Here is a 16,242-nt window from a genome sequence, read left to right as displayed (position 1 = left end):
CGGGACGCGGCGCCCGACTGCGCGCGCTAGAGGATGACGGTGGAGCGGCCGTGCACGATCACGCGGTCCTCCGCGTGCCACTGCACGGCACGGGCGAGCACCAGGCGCTCCACGTCGGCGCCGCGGCGCTGCAGCTCGGCGGCGGACTCCGCATGCGTGACGCGGGTGACGTCCTGCTCGATGATCGGACCCTCGTCCAGATCCGCGGTGGCGTAGTGCGCGGTCGCGCCGATCAGCTTCACGCCACGCTCCTTCGCCCGCGCGTACGGGTTGGCGCCGACGAACGCGGGCAGGAACGAGTGGTGGATGTTGATCACCGGTGCGCCCACGCGCTCGATGAAGTCGTCGGTGAGGATCTGCATGTAGCGCGCCAGCACGACGAGGTCGACGTTGCCCTGCAGCAGCTCCAGCTGGCGGCGCTCCATCTCGGCCTTGTCGGTCGAGGGAATGTGCACGAACGGCACCCCGAACGACCGCACCGACTCCGCGAGGTCGGGATGGTTGGAGAGCACCATGGTGATGTCGATGTCCAGCTGGCCGCGCTGGGTGCGCCACAGCAGCTCCATCAGGCAGTGGTCGTACTTCGACACGAAGATCGCGACGCGCTTGCGGCGCGACGCGTCATGCAGCGACCAGTCCATGTCGAACCGACCCGCCACCTTCGCGATCGCGGCCTCCAGCTCGGGGCGCCGCGCGGCGAGCCCCTCGAGGTGGATCACCGTGCGCTGGAAGAACCGGCCGCCCTCGGAGTCGGTGGAGTGCTGGTCGAGCGAGATGATGTTGGCGCCGTGCTCCGCGAGCGCTCCGGCGACGGCGGCGACGATACCCGGCTGGTCGTCGCAGGCGATCAGAAGGCGTGCGGTATCGGGTTGGGACATGGTGCTCCTCGCGAGGGGGTGTGCAACGATTCTGCCCTTCCGGGCGATGCGGGGCGAATCGTTACTCTGAGGGGATGACCACCACCGCCGCCCTGCTCGACGACGCACGTGGCCGCCTGGCCGGCGCTCCGCGCGAAGGGCTGGGCGTGGAGCGCTCGTCGCGGTGGCGGGGGACGCGGATCGTCCGCGCCGGCACGGCCTGGCATCTCGGCGTGCTGCTGCTCACCGACGACGGCGTGCTGGCGACCGGCGAGGTGCTCCGCGCCGCCGAGCCGGTGCGGCGCGGCTACCCGGCCGAGTCCGCCCGGCAGCGGGCCGAGCGGCGCGCGCAGGCGCGGCGCGGCGGGTTCGCCGAGGGTGAGGTGGTGCATGTCGGCTGGACACCATTGGACGCCGCCGTGGTGGACGCCGGGAAAGAATCAGGGCCGCTCGCGCTGATCGAAGGCGTGCCGCACGTGCGATGGTCGCCCGGGGGCGCGCACGTGCCCCTCGCCGACTATCTCGACGAACGGATCGCGTTGCTCGGCGGGTAGCCGCTCACCTCGCGAGGTCGTCAGCTCGCGAGCCGCTCGGCGAAACGCCGCAGCAGGTCGGTGCCGGAGACGGATGCCGCGAGCACGCGCTGCGCGGTGAGATCGTACTGTCGCGGGTCGAAGTACCCGGTCGTCCGGTAGTACGCCATCCGGTCGACGAAGTCCTGCGGGGTGACCTCGGGATGGAACTGCGTGGCGTACAGCCGGGTGCCCACGCGGTACGCCTGCACCGGGCAGTCGTCGTTGGTGGCCAGCAGCACGCCGCCGGGCGGCGGTTCGGTCGAGCCCTCCTTGTGCGCGGTCAGCACCGTCATCGACGGTGCGCTCGGGCCGAAGACGGGGTCGCCGGCGGCGGCATCCGTGATCCGCACCGTGGTGGGACGCGTGGACTCCGGTGTCGCCGTGCCGACGACGCCTCCCAGCATCCGGGTCACCACGCCGATGCCGTAGCAGGTGAAGAACGCCGCCAGGCCGCCGTCGATCGCCTCGCGGGCGATGGCCTCCAAGTCGTCCTCCACGCGGTGCTGCACCGCGTCGCGTTCCTCGGCGACGACGTTGAACGGGGATCCGCCGACGACGACGCCCTCGTAGCGCCCGGCCAGCGGGCCGTCGAGCGGATGCCGGATGAGGTCTATCCGATCGACCGAGGGGACGCCGAGTGCGCGGCGGAACGAGCGGTGCTCGGCGTCGGCGGCACCGGCCTCCGGCCGCACGCACACGTACAGGAGCGAGACCACCCGGCGAGTCTATCGACGCGGGAATACCTGGGACTCGTTCGCGTTAAACTTGAGCGAAGCACGCTCAACTTTCCAGGAGGACACAGTGCCCAACGACTTCAGCCACCCCGGCGCGAGCTCGTTCGATGAGTTCCTCGCCCGGTATCTCGCGGGCGAGCAGGCCCGTCAGGCGCGCTCCATCGACCTCAGCCGGTTCCTCACCGCGCGCACCCAGCAGATTCTGCAGCGCGCCGGCCGGTTCGCGCTCGAGCGCGGCCAGACCGAACTGGACGCCCTGCACGTGCTGCGCATGATCGTCGAGGACGAGGCCGTCGCGCAGGCGATCGAGCACATCGGCGTCGCGCCGAGTGCGATCATCGACGCCGTCGAGTCGCGCCTGCCGATGCCCGGCGAACCCGCAGCTGTGGGGGCCGCGACGATCACGCCCAGCGCCAGCCGGGCGCTGTTCCACGCCTACCAGGTGGCACGGTCGTCGGGTGCGACGTACATCGAGCCGGAGCACCTGTTCTTCGCCCTGGTGCTCGGCCAGGACGTTCCGGCCGGCCAGATCCTGGCACGCGCCGGCGTCACCGCCGAGGCGCTGACCCAGGGCATCCGCGAGCAGGTGCCGGCCGGGGCGCCGGCACGCGACGACGACGAGCAACCGGCATCCGAGACGCCGATGCTCGACAAGTACGGTCTGGACCTCACCGCCCGTGCCCGGGCCGGTGAGCTCGACCCCGTCATCGGGAGGGCCGGCGAAATCGAACAGACCGTCGAGATCCTCAGCCGCCGCACCAAGAACAACCCGGTGCTGATCGGCGAGGCGGGCGTCGGCAAGACGGCGATCGTCGAGGGCCTTGCCCAGGCGATCGTCGCCGGCGACGTGCCGGAGTCGCTGCGCGGCCACCGCGTCGTCGCGCTCGACCTCGCCGCCATGCTCGCGGGTGCGCGCTACCGCGGCGACTTCGAGGAGCGGCTCACCAAGACCATGGACGAGATCGCCGCGCACAAGGGCGAGCTGATCGTGTTCCTCGACGAGGTGCACACCGTGGTGGGCGCAGGTGGCGCCGGCGACGGCGGCATGGACGCGGGCAACATCCTCAAGCCGCGCCTCGCACGCGGTGAACTGCACATGGTGGGCGCCACCACGCTGAACGAGTACCGCCGGATCGAGAAGGACCCGGCGCTGGAGCGCCGCTTCCAACCCGTGAAGGTCGCCGAGCCGTCCGTCGAGGACGCGGTGCTCATCCTCGAGGGGCTGAAGCCCGCCTACGAGGCGCACCACGGCGTGCGCTACACGGATGCCGCGCTGCAGGCCGCCGTGCGCCTGAGCGCGCGCTACCTGCCCGACCGTGTGCTGCCCGACAAGGCGATCGACCTCATCGACCAGGCCGGCGCCCGACTGCGGCTGCGCCTCGGCTCCGCTCAGGACACCGAGGCCCTCATGGCGCGTCTCGCCGAACTGGAGGCCGAGAAGAACGCCGCCGTGCGCGCCGAGCACTACGAGGAGGCCTCGCGTCTGCGCGACGAGATCGGTGCCGTGCAGGCCCGCCTCGACGGCGCCCAGCCGCCGGCATCCGTTCAGGAGGCCGTGGTGGACGAAGCGGAGATCGCCGAGGTGATCTCGCGTGCGACGGGAATCCCGGCCAGCCGCCTCACCGAGGGGGAGCGCGAGCGTCTCGCCGACCTCGAGCAGGAGCTGCACCGCCGCGTGATCGGCCAGGACGACGCCGTGACGGCCGTCGCCCGCGCCGTTCGCCGCAGCCGGACCGGCATGGGCGACGCCCGCCGCCCGGTCGGGTCGTTCCTGTTCCTCGGCCCCACCGGTGTCGGCAAGACCGAGCTGGCCAAGGCGCTCGCCGACCGCCTCTTCGATGACGAGACCGCGGTGATCCGCTTCGACATGAGCGAGTTCGGCGAGCGGCACACCGTGTCGCGTCTGGTCGGCGCCCCTCCGGGATACGTCGGCTACGACGAGGCGGGCCAGCTCACCGAGCGCGTGCGGCGCAACCCGTACTCGATCGTGCTGTTCGACGAGATCGAGAAGGCGCACCCCGACGTGTTCAACCTGCTGCTGCAGGTGCTCGATGACGGGCGCCTCACCGACGGTCAGGGCCGCACGGTCGACTTCCGCAACACGGTCATCGTGATGACCTCGAACATCGGCTCGGAGTTCCTCGCCTCGCGGTCGGGGGCGCTCGGGTTCGTGGCGTCGCGCGACGCCTCGGGCTTCTCCTCCCCGGAGGACCTGCGCGCCCGCGTGATGGGTAAGCTGCGCGAGGCCATGCGTCCGGAGTTCCTGAACCGCATCGACGAGATCGTGCTGTTCCAGAAGCTGGGCCGCGACGAGTTGGCACGCATCGTCCGGCTGATGCTGGACGCCACGGCGCGCCGCCTCGCCGAGCGCTCGGTCGCCCTCGAGGTGACGGATGCCGCGGTGGCATGGCTCGCCGAGCACGGCTACGAGCCGGAGTACGGCGCCCGGCCGCTGCGCCGGCTCATCCAGCGCCACGTCGACGACCGCATCGCGGACCTGTTCGTCTCGGGCGAGCTCACCGACGGCGGTGCCGTGCGGGTGGATGCCGGAGAGGCCGGCCTCCGCGTGGAGGCGGCGATGCTCGCCGGTCGTTGAGCGGGGAACGCAGCGACGAGACGAAACGCGGCGCCGCCAGGATCAGCGCGAAGAGTTGGCGGTGCGACCCCGGACGATGCCCACGAACGTGTCGACGTCGGGCGTCGTCCGGTCGCGCCGCCACGCCAGCGCCACGGGCGAGAGCGGTCCGTCCACGAGCGGCCGGTGATCGGCATCCTTGCGGTGGTGTGCGCGGGCGAGCGACATCGGCACGACCAGGATGCCGACGCCCGACGCGACCGTCGCGACGGCGTCCGCGGTCGTCGCGAGCGGCGCGAAGTTCGGGGGAGTGGTGGACGGTCCCAGCGGCCCCAGCACGTCGTCGAGCGGGGTGATGAGCACCTCGCCGTCGAGGTCGGCTGCGGTCAGCTCGTCGGCGGCCATGAGGTGGGAGTCGGCGGATGTCACCACCACCGGCGTCTCGTCGTAGAGCCGGATCACGTGGAACTCGTCCGTCAGCGGCTCGGGCCCCACCGGAGCCTCGCTGCTCGAAGGGCCACTTCGCTCCACCGGAAGCCGCACGATCGCGGCATCCAGTTCGCGCAGCGCGTGCACCTGCTCCTGCGCAGAGATCGGGACCAGCTCGATCTCGACGTGCGGCATCCGCTGTTTCCACGCGTCGATCCAGCGGCCGGGAGTCGCGCCAGGGATGATGCCGAGACGGAAGGTGCGCGGCGTGAGGTCCTCCGGCGCGACGGCATCCGGCATCCGCTTCGCCGGCTTCGCGGCGCGGGATCCCTTGCCCGCGCCCGGCTTGCTCCCGCCGACCTTGCCCGCACCGCCCTTGGCAGTCGTGGGACGGCCGCCGCGGTGCGGCTTGCCGCCCTGCGGGGTGCGGCGCTGACTGCTCATCCGATCAGGGTACCGGCCGTTCGCCGCCGGCGCCCTCGCCGCCGGCATCCGTCCCGCCGGCGCCTGCCGCGCGGGCGGCCTCCCGCACCGCGACGCAGCACAGCCCGTCCGCGGGTTCGAGGCGAGCCCGCAGGTGAGCGCAGCCGAGTCCGTCGAGGACGCCGTCCACGTACGAGTGGTTCGCAGAGCAGACCAGCGCGGTGTGGTCGCGGGCAAGGCTGTCGAACGGACAGTTCGCGAGGATCAGCGCGTCGTCGGCGCTGCGCGGCTCGTACCCCTGCATCCGCAGCGCCCGGGCGGCTCGCTCGAGCTCGTCCTCGTCGTCGCGGGGCAGGGCGGCGCCCGCGCGCCGACCCTCGTCGCGCGCCACCTCGTCGAGCGCCGCATCGAGGGGCAGCCCGTCGCCCGACCGCTCGATCGCGGCGGCCAGGAGGTGCCCCACCAGGTCGTAGCGTCGTTCCGGAAGCGAGACCGTGATCGTCTGCGCGGCCCGCCGGTACAGCTTCGACGGACGGCCCGCGCCGGGGCCCGACCTGCCGCTCAGTCGGCGGAACTCGGTTTCGAGCAGGCCTGCGTCGACGAGCTTGTCCAGGTGGAACCGGGCCATGTGAACGGGAATGTCCAGTGCCGAGGCGACCGCCTCCCGCCCCACGGGCTCAGCCTGCGCACACACGTGCTCGTAGAGCGCTCGGCGCGTGTCATCTGCCAGCGTTCCGATGCTCGCGGCATCCGAGGAGACGTCCATGGCGACCTCTATCAGGAGATGATCTTGTTTTTAGAAGCATCCCGCTTCTAACGTAGATCTTATCTTCATTTAGAAAGGGGGCTCAACGATGAGCACTCAGACACGCACGCGTGCGGGGAACAGCGACGTCCGCACGTCGCACGACGGCAACCGGCAGGCGTTCGTCATGCTGCGTACGCTGTTCACGGTCGCGCCGATTCTGTTCGGTCTGGACAAGTTCGTCCGTATCCTCACCTCGGACTGGGAGCGGTACCTCGCGTCGTGGATGGACGGGATCATCGCCGGCGATGCGCGCACCGCGATGTACATCGTCGGCGCTGTGGAGATCGTCGCCGGCATCCTGGTCGCCTTCCTTCCGCGGCTCGGCGGCTACGTCGTCGCCGCGTGGCTGGCTGGGATCATCGTCAGCCTGGTGAGCGTGGGCGGCTACCTCGACATCGCGCTGCGCGACTTCGGGCTGCTCGTCGCCGCCCTCGCGCTGGCAAGCCTCGCCGCCGGTCAGGGGTACGGACTGCTCCGCCGACGGTGACGCGCGTCCCTCCCGGGGAAGCCGACACGAGAAGGGCCGCACAGGAGCTGTGCGGCCCTTCGCTCTGCAGCCGTCGCGAGCGGATGCCGGATCTCAGGCGGCCAGCCAGAGACCCTTCTGGTCGGTCGCGATCCGCATGCCGGGGCGGACGGTCTCGTCGTCGCCGATGCGGGCGCCGCGCGCGATGCGTGCGCCGGCGCCGACTTCGGTGCGGACCCCGATGTGCGCGCCGTCACCGACGGCGGCCCCGGGGCCGATGTGTGCGTGCGCGTCGATCTGCGCGTTCTCGCCGATCACGGCATCCGGTTCCACCCAGGCGCCGCGGGCGACTCGCGCGCCGGCGCCTACGCGTGCTCCGGGCTCGATATAGGCGCCGGCCTCGATGAGTGCCTTCGGGTGCACCTTCGCGCCATGCGCGACGAGGCCACGGCCGTTCACGTGCTTGCGGTAGCGCAACGTGGAGCCCTGGTCGTCCTCGATATCGATGTAGTTCTTTCCCACGATTCCTCCCGTATCCGGGGTCGTCCGGATATATCAACAACCACGGGACCGCGGATTTCATTCCGCGTCGGGGATGGTGTCAGCGCTGGCAGTTCGGGCACCAGAAGGTGACGCGCTCATGGGTGGGATCGGCGCCGAGGGCACCCCGCTGGATCAGGGTGCTGCACCGCCGGCAGGGACGGCCCGCCCGCCCGTACACCCAGGTGCTGCGACCCCGGCGGCTGTCGCCGGTGAAGGTGCGCACCACGCGGTTGCGGTTGGCAACGATGGTGCGGGCGCCGAGGTCGAGCAGCGCGTCCACGTCGACATCGGCGGCCGGTGTCTCCGGCAGGACGCCGCGGAGGAACAGCAGCTCGGCGGCGTATTCGTTGCCGAAGCCTGCGACGTTGCGCTGGTCGAGGAGGGCGACGTGGATGCTGCGGCCGTCGGCGCGGATCCGGGCGGCGGCGTCGGCCGCGTCCCAGGTCTCGGACAGCGGGTCCGGGCCGAGATGGCCGACGAGTTGCTGCTCGTCGCGGGTCGCGACGACCTTCACCTCGGCCAGGTCGATGCCGACCGCGTCCTGCTGGGCGGTGCCGACGATGGCGCGCACTTTGAACGCCGGATGCCGCCACTTCTCGCCGGCGCGGTACAGCAGCCACGCGCCTTCCATGCGCAGATGGGAATGCAGCGTGAACTCGCCGATGCGCATCAGCAGATGCTTGCCGCGCGGCACGACGTGCTGCACGGTCTGGCCGGTGAGATCGACGGTCGCGGCGCGGGGGACGCGGATGTCGAAGCGGGTGACGGTGCGCCCGTGCAACGCGTCGTCGAGACGGTGCGCGGTGCGGTAGACGGTGTCGCCCTCGGGCATCAGCGGGCTCCGGCCGGCGGCCGGGCGCGCAGGGCGGCGCGATCCGTCAGCTCGCGGGCGAGCAGCGTCGCCCCGGCGACCGCGGCCGGCATCGTCACGATGGCCCCCAGCGGCACGAGGAAGCACAGCTGCGTGGCGACGCCGAAACCGATGACGCGCGCCCGGCCGGAGGCGAGCAGCGCCGAGCGCGCCGCGGAGTCCAGCCCCCGCGCGTCGAAGGCGCGACCGGTGAGCTCACGGGCGAGGAGTCGGCCCGACAGCACCACGCCGGTGACGGCCGCGAGCACCCCGCCGACGAGTGGGATGAAACCGAGCAGCAGCGTGAGCAGTGCGACGAGCACGCCCAGCATCACCAGGCGCAGTCCCTCGCCGAGGGTCGACCAGAACCCGCTCTCGACGTCGGTGTCTGTGCCGCCGAGTGAGCGGTCGATGCCCTGGAAGATGCGCTGGTAGAACGGGTCGCCGATGGTGAGCGTGAGCGCGGTGAAGACGGCGGCGGCGAGGGCGAGGGCGGCGATGACGATGACGATGCCCAGACCCGCGCGCAGCAGCTCGCGCCACGGCGACCCCCACGAATCGGCGAACGGCGTGATCCAGTCCGTGATGGTGCCCAGGGAGAGGGCGAGGGGGATCAGCGCACCGACCAGCAGCACCACGGCGATCAGGGCGGGCACGAGACCGAGGGCGAGCAGCCGCGGGTGCGTGCGCCACATCCCGAAACCGCGCAGCAGTGTCCCGAACCCGGCGGCGAACTCACGGATCATGCTCATCAGCGTAGGCGACCGGCTCACATCGCCCTGCGGAGGGTGTAGCCGCGCGGCGTGGCCACGAAACCGGCATCCTGCAGGGCGAGTGCGAAGGGGGTGCCGTACACGCCCTCGCCGTTGATCTTCTCGACGGTGAGGGTGTCGAGCCGGCGCGCCCTGGCCGTCGTGACGAGATCGGATGCCGCTGCGCGCAGCGTCTCGGGATCGTCGTCGAAGGCCAGCACCGTGCGGCCGCCCCGCTCGAGATACAGGACCAGCGCGCCGTCGACGAGGACCACGAGTCCGCCGGCTTTCCGGCCGGGGCGGTGCGACACCGCGTCCAGACGCGGCCAGGGCAGTGCGGCGCCGTACGGGTTGGCGGGGTCGGTCGCCGCGAGGGTGATGGCGTTGCGGGGCGGCGGATCCGCGAGGCCGGCGAACGTGCGCAGACGGTCGACGGTGGTGGACGCGGCGAACTGCGCGGCGCCCAGCTTCTCGATCACGTAGCCGCGCCGGCAGTGCCCGGCCTCCTCGAACCCGGCCAGCACGCGGTATGCCTGAGCGAAGCCGCCCGGGACACCCTCGGCCTGCACGGAGCCACGGGTGACGACGCCGTAGCGGTCGAGCAGCAGGCCGGCGGTGACGGTGGCCCGACGTGCGACGTCCGGATCGGTGTCCGGCAGCGCGGACCAGCGCCCGCCCACACCGCTCGGGCGAGCCTGCGGCCGGGCCAGGGACACGCCGCGGTAGGTGCGGGTGCGCGGCGCCCGGCGGGTGGTCTTGTGCGCCTGCGACCCTCCACCGGTCAGCGCGCGGACGGGCGCGAACGTGTCGTTGGTGACGTGCCCCTGCCAGACGAGGTTCCACAGCGCATCGAGCACCGACTGCTCGTTCTCCGCGTCGATCATGGCGCGCAGCGCGGTGGTGAACTGCGCGCCGCTGAGACGCAGCGCGTCGAGCACCCGCTCCTCCGGAGAGCCGGGGGCGGGCGGCTCGTCGGGGATCGGCAGGGTGAACGGGGCGAGGTCGACGGGGTGGAGCGACACCCAGCCGTCCCGCCCGGGAAGGGTGCCGTGCCCCGCCCAGACGACTTCGCCGGCAGCGGTGAGCTCGTCGAGCATGGCGGGGACATAGTCCCGCACCCGGCCGGGCAGGACCAGCGACTCCCACGCGCTGGCCGGAATCGGGACGCCGGCGAAATGCTCGATCACGCTGAGCACCCCGTCGATGCCTTCGACAGGGCGGGTGAGGTGTTGCCAGTCCGGCAGGAACCGTGCATACGCCTGGGGCGAGACCGGCTCAACACTGCCGCGGATCGCGGCGAGCGAGCGCATCCGCAGCCGGCGCAGCACCTCCGTGTCGCACCACTCCTTCTCGCCGCTGCCGTCCGTGGCATCCGCCGGCAGGAAGAAACCGCTGGTCAGGCGGCCGGCGGACTCCAGCCGCTGCAGGGTGTGCCGCGCGACCGCCGCGCCGATGCCGAACCGCGTCGCGACGGCATCCGTGGTGAACGGCCCGTGCGTGCGGGCGTACCGCGAGACCAGGTCGCCCAGCGGGTCGGCGACCGGGTCGAGGAAGGCGACGGGCACGCCGGTGGGCAGCGCCACCCCCAGGGCGTCGCGGAGGCGTCCGGCATCCTCGATCGCGGCGAAGCGGGCGTGCCCGGCGATCGTGACCGGAATCGCACGACGGGCGTCGACAAGGGCGGCGAGGAGCGCTGACGCCTCGCCGGCGGCGGACTCGGGGGCGGACGCGGGGTCGGGCTCGGGGCCGGCGCGGTCGGCGGTCTCGGCAGCATCGGCGGGTTCGAGGCGCGCGTGCACCTCGTCCGCGTCCAGTGGGCCGAGCAGGCGCAGCAGGTCGGCGACCCCCTCGATGCCGCGCGCGCGGCGCTGCGGGTCGAGGCGCTGCGCCTCGCGTTCGAACTGCGCGATGACGTCGGGGTCGAGCAGCTCGCGCATCTCGACGGTGCCGAGCAGCTCGCCCAGCAGCGCCGGGTCGACCGCGAGGGCGGCGGCCCTGCGTTCGGCGAGAGGGGAGTCGCCCTCGTACATGAACGCGCCGACGTATCCGAACAGCAGATCGCGGGCGTACGGGGACGGCTGCGCCGGTTCGGTCTCCACCAGCCGGATACGACGCTCGGCGACATCCGTCACCAGCCGCCGCAGCGACGGCAGGTCGTACACGTCCTGCAGCACCTCCCGGAGGGTCTCCAGGATCACCGGGAAGGTCGGGTGCCGCCGCGCGACCTCCAGCAGCTGCGCGGAACGCTGACGCTGCTGCCAGAGCGGGGTGCGGCGGTTCGGGTTGGTGCGCGGCATGAGCAGCGCGCGGGCGGCGCACTCGCGGAACCGCGACGCGAACAGGGCCGAGCCACCCACCTCGGCGGTGACGATCTGTTCCAACTCGTCGGGGTCGAACACGAACAGCTCGGCACCGGGCGGTTCGGCGTCGGCGTCCGGAATGCGCACGATGATGCCGTCGTCGCTGGCGACAGCGGACCCCTCGACTCCCAGGCGCTCGCGCACGCGCGCATTGATCGCCAACGCCCACGGGGCGTGCACTTTCATGCCGTAAGGGGAATGCAGGATGACCCGCCAGTCGCCGACCTCGTCTCGGCCGCGTTCCACGGTGAGCGTGCGGTCGGTGGGGAGGGTGCCGGTCGCCTCCCGCTGCTCGGCGAGGTAGCCCAGCAGGTTGTCGCGGGCGCGCTCGTCGAGGCCGGCGTCGATGAGACGCTGCTGCGCCTTCTCCGGGGCGGCGGTCGACACTTCGCGGGAGAAGCGTCCCAGCGCCTCACCGAGCTCGAACGGCCGGCCGATGCCGTCGCCGTGCCAGAACGGCACCTTGCCCGGTTGGCCGTACGCCGGGATGACATTGACGCGGTCGTGGGTGATCTCCGCGATCCGCCAGCTGGTCGTGCCGAGGGTGAACACGTCGCCGACGCGGGATTCGTAGACCATCTCCTCGTCCAGCTCGCCGACCCTGGCACCGGAGGACTCGCCGGCGACGAACACCCCGAACAGGCCGCGGTCGGGGATCGTCCCCCCGCTGGTCACGGCGATGCGCTGCGCTCCGGGGCGGCCGGTCAGCGTGCCGGCATCCCGATCCCACACCACCCGCGGCCGCAGCTCGGCGAACTCGTCGGAGGGGTACTTGCCGGCGAGCAGGTCGAGGGTCGCTTCGTAGGCGGAGCGCGGCAGCGACTGGAACGGTGCGCTGCGTCGCACGGTCTCGTACCAGTCCTCGACCGAGAGGGGTTCGAGGGCGCACGCGGCGACGGTCTGCTGGGCGAGGATGTCGAGCGGGTTGCGAGGGACCGCGATCGCCTCGATCTGCCCCGCCAGCATCCGCTCGGTGACGATCGCGGTGTGCAGCACGTCGCCGCGGTGCTTGGGGAACAGCGCGGCCCGGCTGATCTCGCCCACCTGGTGGCCCGCGCGCCCCACCCGCTGCAGGCCGGATGCCGCCGACGGGGGCGCCTCCACCTGGATGACCAGGTCGACCGCTCCCATGTCGATGCCGAGCTCGAGGCTGCTCGTGGCGACGACGCACTTCAGCACGCCGGCCTTCAGCTCCTCCTCGACGATCGCACGTTGCTCTTTCGACACCGAGCCGTGGTGGGCTTTCGCGAGCACGGGTTCGGCGCCCGCCGTGGCCCCGGCCTGCGCCATCATCGCCGCGGGCATCTGGTTCGTCGCTCCCTGCGGCGGGGCCGCGGCGGGAACGGCGGCGCCGATGCGCTCGGAGTAGATCTCGTTCAGACGCCCGGTGAGCCGTTCGGCCAGTCGCCGGGAGTTCGCGAACACGATCGTCGAGCGGTTCTCGAGTACCTTGTCGACGATCGCCTCTTCGACGTGGGGCCAGACGGATCCGGTCACCTCTGTGTACTCCGCGTCGCTCTCGCCGGACGCGGTGGGGGCACCCGGCGGCGGGGGAGGATTGCGCATGTCCTCGATCGGCACGACCACGCCGAGCTCGAACGTCTTCACCGCACGAGGGGCCACGATGTCGACGGGCGCCGAGCCGCCCAGGAAGCGCGCGACCTCGTCGATCGGTCGGACGGTGGCGGACAGGCCGATGCGCTGGGCCGGCGAGGGGGCGCCGCGCGCGGTGCGGAGCGCGTCGAGGCGCTCCAGGCTGACCGCGAGATGTGCGCCTCGCTTGGTCGCCGCGACCGCGTGCACCTCGTCGATGATCACCGTGTGCACCCCGCGGAGCGTCTCCCCCGCGCGGCTGGTGAGCATCAGGTAGAGCGATTCCGGGGTGGTGATGAGGATGTCGGGCGGGTCGGCGACCAGCTTGCGCCGATCGCTCGAGGTGGTGTCGCCCGAGCGCACCCCGACGGTCACCTCTGGGACGGGGAGCCCCAGCCGGCGGGCGGACTGTCCGATACCGACGAGGGGGGAGCGGAGATTCCGCTCGACGTCGACGCCGAGCGCCTTGAGCGGAGAGATGTACAGGATGCGGGTCCGTGGCAGGTCGTCGGGTGTTGAGGCGGCTCCGGACTGCCGCGCGGTGCGCTCGCGGAACACGCTGTCGATCGCCCACAGGAAGGCCGACAGCGTCTTGCCAGATCCGGTGGGGGCGACGACCAGCGCGTTGCGCCCGGCGGAGATGGCATCCCACGCCCCCGCTTGCGCAGGGGTGGGCGCGTCGAACGCCCCGCGGAACCAGTCCTGGGTCGCGGGGGTGAACCGTTCGAGCACATCGCTCATCCCCCCATCATGCGGCCTGCCTCCGACATCGGCTCTCGGGATTGCGTGTCGGGATGGACGACGCCGAGTTCCTCGGCGTCCAGCTCGAGGTCGGATCGAGATCGCCGCGACAGGAAGACGTCGTCGCCAGCCGGGCACGAAGACTCCGCTGGGCGGCGGCGGATGCGGCGGGTGTGTGTCAGCGCAGAAGGAGGAGAGCCGAAGCGACTGCTGCAGCAGCCAGGAGGCCGAAGACCACGGCGGCCACGCGCGACCTGTCGCGTGCGCAGTCGACGCTGGAGATGCCACAGGCGAGCGCGAGGATCCCGAGACATACGACGCTGAGTACGCGCGCCCAGAAATGAGCTCCGTCACCGTTCAGGAGTGCTGCGACGAAGGTCCAGACGAGGGCTGCCAGCACCGCGAGCGTGAAGATGCTCCAGATGACAGGGGCGACCGCGTCGATGAAATCGTCCCGCGCCGGCACCAGGACGTCGTCCAATGACTTCCGAGCCTGCATCAGGCTGTCGGCATCGTCGGGCAGGCGGCTCAGAACCGCCATTCTGCGATCGTCTGCACGAAGTCCCCGCAGCAGCGCGCCATACGCGCGGAGCTCCGGCTCGGTGGCGAACCCATCGACGGCGATCGCATAGCGCCCAGCCTGATCGAGATGCTGTGTACGCCGGTACCAGGCCACGAGTTCACGCCGGGCGCCTTCGTCACGCGCGTCGGCGGCAAGCCGTGCCTTGAGCGCTCCCACCTCCTGCGGACTCAGCGGGAACTCCATCGGACTGCTTGCCATGGCTTCATTATCTGCCCAGCGTGACGAGACCCTGCTGCGGAACGTTGACCACAGCAGGGTCTCGATGCCTCGTCCGCTCAGTCGACCTCGCTCAGCCCTCCGTCGGCGTCGAGCTCGAGCGTGAGGTCAAGCCCGAGCCGTGACAGGAACACGTCGTCGTGACTGACGACGAGCACCGCACCGCGGTAGGCGCGCAGCGCCTCGACCAGCCGGTCCACGGTGTCGATGTCGAGGTTGTTCGTCGGCTCGTCGAGCACGACCAGATGCGGTGCCGGGTCGGCGAGCAGAAGCTTCGCTAGCGCGACCCGGAACCGCTCCCCGCCCGACAGCGTCCCCACCGGACGGTCCATGGCCGCGCCGCGGATCAGGAACCGGGCCAGCCGGTTGCGCAGCTCCTTCTCCGGCACCTGCGGTGCGGCCGCCGCGATGTTCTCGATGACCGAAGCCGCCTCGTCCAGGCCGTCCATGCGCTGCGGCAGGTAGCCGATCCGGTCGGTGTGCCGTTCACAACTCAGGAGAATCGGCGGCAGATGCGCTGGAAGCGCCTCATCCGGCCCGGAATCGGCAGAATCTCCTGAGTTGTGAACACCGTCGCCCACGAGCCGCCGCAGCAACGTGGTCTTGCCGACCCCGTTCCGGCCGATCAGCGCGACCCGCTCCGGACCCTGCACCGTCCACGACCGAGAGCCGTCGCCGATCGTGGCGATGCGCCGCGCGCGTGAGATCCCCGGGTCCGGCAGCTCGATCTTCATCGAGTCGTCGTCTCGGATCCGCCGGCCTGCGGCATCCAACGCAGCGCGCGCGGATTCCTCCTTCGCGCCGACCTCGACGCGCAATCGCCCGGCGGAGACCTCGGCGGCCATCTTCCGGCCGTGCGCGACGATCTTCGGCACACGCTTCTCGACCTCCGCCTTCCGTGCAGTACGGGCGCGGTGAGCGAGCTTCGTCTCGGCCTCGATCCGCTGCCGCTTCTCCTTCTTGAACACCTGCGCGGCGTCGCGTTCGGCCTGCCGGGCGGCCTCCTGCTCCGCGTCCAGCCACGCGCGCCACTCCGAGTACGGCCCGCCGAACACGCTCAACTCGCTGCCGTACAGCTCGGCGGTGTCGTCCATCAGCTCGAGCAGCGTCAAGTCGTGGCTGACGACGACGAGCGTTCCCCGCCAGTCACGCACCATGTCGTACAGCCGCGCGCGGGCGGCGCGGTCGAGGTTGTTCGTCGGCTCGTCGAGCAGCGTGATCGGAGCGCGCCGCAGACGGATGCCGGCGATCGCGACCAGCACGGCCTCACCGCCCGACAGCTCGCCGACGGTGCGGTCGAGGAACGACGGCTCCAGCCCGGCTTCGCCGAGCGCGGCCTCAGCGCGCGCCTCGATGTCCCAGTCGTCGCCCACCGCATCGAAATGCGACGGGTCGACGTCGCCGGACGCGATGGCGCGCACCGCGTCGAGCGCGCCCGCGACGCCGAGCAGGTCGGCGACCCGGCGATCCGTCTCGAGCGTCAGTCGCTGCGGCAGGTGGGCGACGTCGCCGTTCGTCGTGACGTGACCGGCGGTCGGTTCGAGTTCACCGGCGATCAACCGCAGCAGGGTGGATTTCCCGGCGCCGTTGCGTCCGACGAGGTCGGTGCGGCCCGCGCCGAATGCGCCGGAGACGGAATCGAGGGCGACGGTGCCGTCGGCCCAGGCGAAGGTGACACGGTCGAGCACGACCGATGACGTGGTGGTGAGTGATGACATGAGCGACTCCCGATGTGCG

13 protein-coding genes are annotated in these 16,242 nt (G+C 71.6%); 3 read left to right on the top strand and 10 right to left on the bottom strand.

Annotated features, from left to right (window positions below):
• Window positions 1-26: 26 nt before the first annotated feature.
• Window positions 27-878, bottom strand: coding sequence for a formyltetrahydrofolate deformylase (gene purU, locus RIF65_RS07985; RefSeq protein ID WP_309066728.1), 852 nt, complete (start codon window positions 876-878; stop codon window positions 27-29).
• A gap of 74 nt (window positions 879-952) precedes the next feature.
• On the opposite strand from purU, the gene RIF65_RS07980 reads away from it, so the two are divergent.
• The gene (locus tag RIF65_RS07980; protein ID WP_309066729.1) at window positions 953-1,411 is read left to right on the top strand and encodes a glutaminase; all 459 of its coding nucleotides are present in this window, start codon (window positions 953-955) and stop codon (window positions 1,409-1,411) included.
• A gap of 20 nt (window positions 1,412-1,431) precedes the next feature.
• Here the strand turns inward: RIF65_RS07980 and RIF65_RS07975 are convergent, their stop codons facing one another.
• Window positions 1,432-2,148, bottom strand: coding sequence for a glutamine amidotransferase-related protein (locus RIF65_RS07975; RefSeq protein ID WP_309066730.1), 717 nt, complete (start codon window positions 2,146-2,148; stop codon window positions 1,432-1,434).
• Between the two features lie 85 nt (window positions 2,149-2,233).
• Here RIF65_RS07975 and RIF65_RS07970 point away from each other — a divergent pair, with 85 nt between their 5' ends.
• Entirely contained in the window at window positions 2,234-4,762 is a 2,529-nt protein-coding gene (locus RIF65_RS07970; protein ID WP_309066731.1) for an ATP-dependent Clp protease ATP-binding subunit, read from the top strand.
• Between the two features lie 42 nt (window positions 4,763-4,804).
• Here RIF65_RS07970 and RIF65_RS07965 read toward each other — a convergent pair whose 3' ends face one another.
• Both RIF65_RS07965 and RIF65_RS07960 read right to left on the bottom strand, forming a co-directional pair.
• Window positions 4,805-5,614: a LysR family substrate-binding domain-containing protein gene (locus RIF65_RS07965; RefSeq protein ID WP_309066732.1), complete on the bottom strand. Its 810-nt coding sequence runs from the start codon at window positions 5,612-5,614 to the stop codon at window positions 4,805-4,807.
• Window positions 5,615-5,618: 4 nt separating this feature from the next.
• Window positions 5,619-6,359: a helix-turn-helix transcriptional regulator gene (locus RIF65_RS07960; protein WP_309066733.1), complete on the bottom strand. Its 741-nt coding sequence runs from the start codon at window positions 6,357-6,359 to the stop codon at window positions 5,619-5,621.
• Between the two features lie 88 nt (window positions 6,360-6,447).
• Here RIF65_RS07960 and RIF65_RS07955 point away from each other — a divergent pair, with 88 nt between their 5' ends.
• Window positions 6,448-6,888, top strand: coding sequence for a hypothetical protein (locus RIF65_RS07955; RefSeq protein ID WP_309066734.1), 441 nt, complete (start codon window positions 6,448-6,450; stop codon window positions 6,886-6,888).
• Window positions 6,889-6,981: 93 nt separating this feature from the next.
• Here RIF65_RS07955 and RIF65_RS07950 read toward each other — a convergent pair whose 3' ends face one another.
• From RIF65_RS07950 to RIF65_RS07925, 6 genes are all read right to left on the bottom strand, one after another.
• Window positions 6,982-7,389, bottom strand: a complete 408-nt coding sequence (locus RIF65_RS07950) for a transferase (protein WP_309066735.1) — start codon at window positions 7,387-7,389, stop codon at window positions 6,982-6,984.
• A gap of 79 nt (window positions 7,390-7,468) precedes the next feature.
• The gene (locus RIF65_RS07945; RefSeq protein WP_309066736.1) at window positions 7,469-8,242 is read right to left on the bottom strand and encodes a DNA-formamidopyrimidine glycosylase family protein; all 774 of its coding nucleotides are present in this window, start codon (window positions 8,240-8,242) and stop codon (window positions 7,469-7,471) included.
• Window positions 8,242-9,012 (bottom strand): EI24 domain-containing protein, encoded by a 771-nt coding sequence (locus tag RIF65_RS07940; protein WP_309066737.1) that lies wholly within the window; start codon window positions 9,010-9,012, stop codon window positions 8,242-8,244. The genes RIF65_RS07945 and RIF65_RS07940 overlap by 1 nt, the downstream gene beginning before the upstream one ends.
• Window positions 9,013-9,029: 17 nt before the next feature.
• The gene (locus RIF65_RS07935) at window positions 9,030-13,706 is read right to left on the bottom strand and encodes an ATP-dependent helicase (protein ID WP_309066738.1); all 4,677 of its coding nucleotides are present in this window, start codon (window positions 13,704-13,706) and stop codon (window positions 9,030-9,032) included.
• A gap of 178 nt (window positions 13,707-13,884) precedes the next feature.
• On the bottom strand, window positions 13,885-14,487 hold the full coding sequence (locus tag RIF65_RS07930) for a hypothetical protein (protein ID WP_309066739.1): 603 nt from the start codon (window positions 14,485-14,487) through the stop codon (window positions 13,885-13,887).
• A 77-nt stretch (window positions 14,488-14,564) separates the two neighbouring features.
• Complete coding sequence (locus RIF65_RS07925) at window positions 14,565-16,223, bottom strand: ABC-F family ATP-binding cassette domain-containing protein (protein WP_309066740.1); 1,659 nt, start codon at window positions 16,221-16,223, stop codon at window positions 14,565-14,567.
• Window positions 16,224-16,242: the final 19 nt, after the last annotated feature.

This window comes from Microbacterium sp., assembly GCF_031180975.1.
Lineage (GTDB): Bacteria > Actinomycetota > Actinomycetes > Actinomycetales > Microbacteriaceae > Microbacterium.
This window is presented reverse-complemented; position numbering and strand designations above follow the sequence as displayed.

Excerpts from the sequence above, each read along its gene's own strand:
- purU (WP_309066728.1), bottom strand. The coding sequence starts at position 878 with ATGTCCCAACCCGATACCGCACGCCTTCTGATCGCCTGCGACGACCAG.
- RIF65_RS07935 (WP_309066738.1), bottom strand. The coding sequence starts at position 13,706 with ATGAGCGATGTGCTCGAACGGTTCACCCCCGCGACCCAGGACTGGTTC.
- RIF65_RS07960 (WP_309066733.1), bottom strand. The coding sequence starts at position 6,359 with ATGGACGTCTCCTCGGATGCCGCGAGCATCGGAACGCTGGCAGATGAC.
- RIF65_RS07930 (WP_309066739.1), bottom strand. The coding sequence starts at position 14,487 with ATGGCAAGCAGTCCGATGGAGTTCCCGCTGAGTCCGCAGGAGGTGGGA.
- RIF65_RS07945 (WP_309066736.1), bottom strand. The coding sequence starts at position 8,242 with ATGCCCGAGGGCGACACCGTCTACCGCACCGCGCACCGTCTCGACGAC.
- RIF65_RS07980 (WP_309066729.1), top strand. The coding sequence starts at position 953 with ATGACCACCACCGCCGCCCTGCTCGACGACGCACGTGGCCGCCTGGCC.
- RIF65_RS07965 (WP_309066732.1), bottom strand. The coding sequence starts at position 5,614 with ATGAGCAGTCAGCGCCGCACCCCGCAGGGCGGCAAGCCGCACCGCGGC.
- RIF65_RS07955 (WP_309066734.1), top strand. The coding sequence starts at position 6,448 with ATGAGCACTCAGACACGCACGCGTGCGGGGAACAGCGACGTCCGCACG.
- RIF65_RS07925 (WP_309066740.1), bottom strand. The coding sequence starts at position 16,223 with ATGTCATCACTCACCACCACGTCATCGGTCGTGCTCGACCGTGTCACC.
- RIF65_RS07940 (WP_309066737.1), bottom strand. The coding sequence starts at position 9,012 with ATGAGCATGATCCGTGAGTTCGCCGCCGGGTTCGGGACACTGCTGCGC.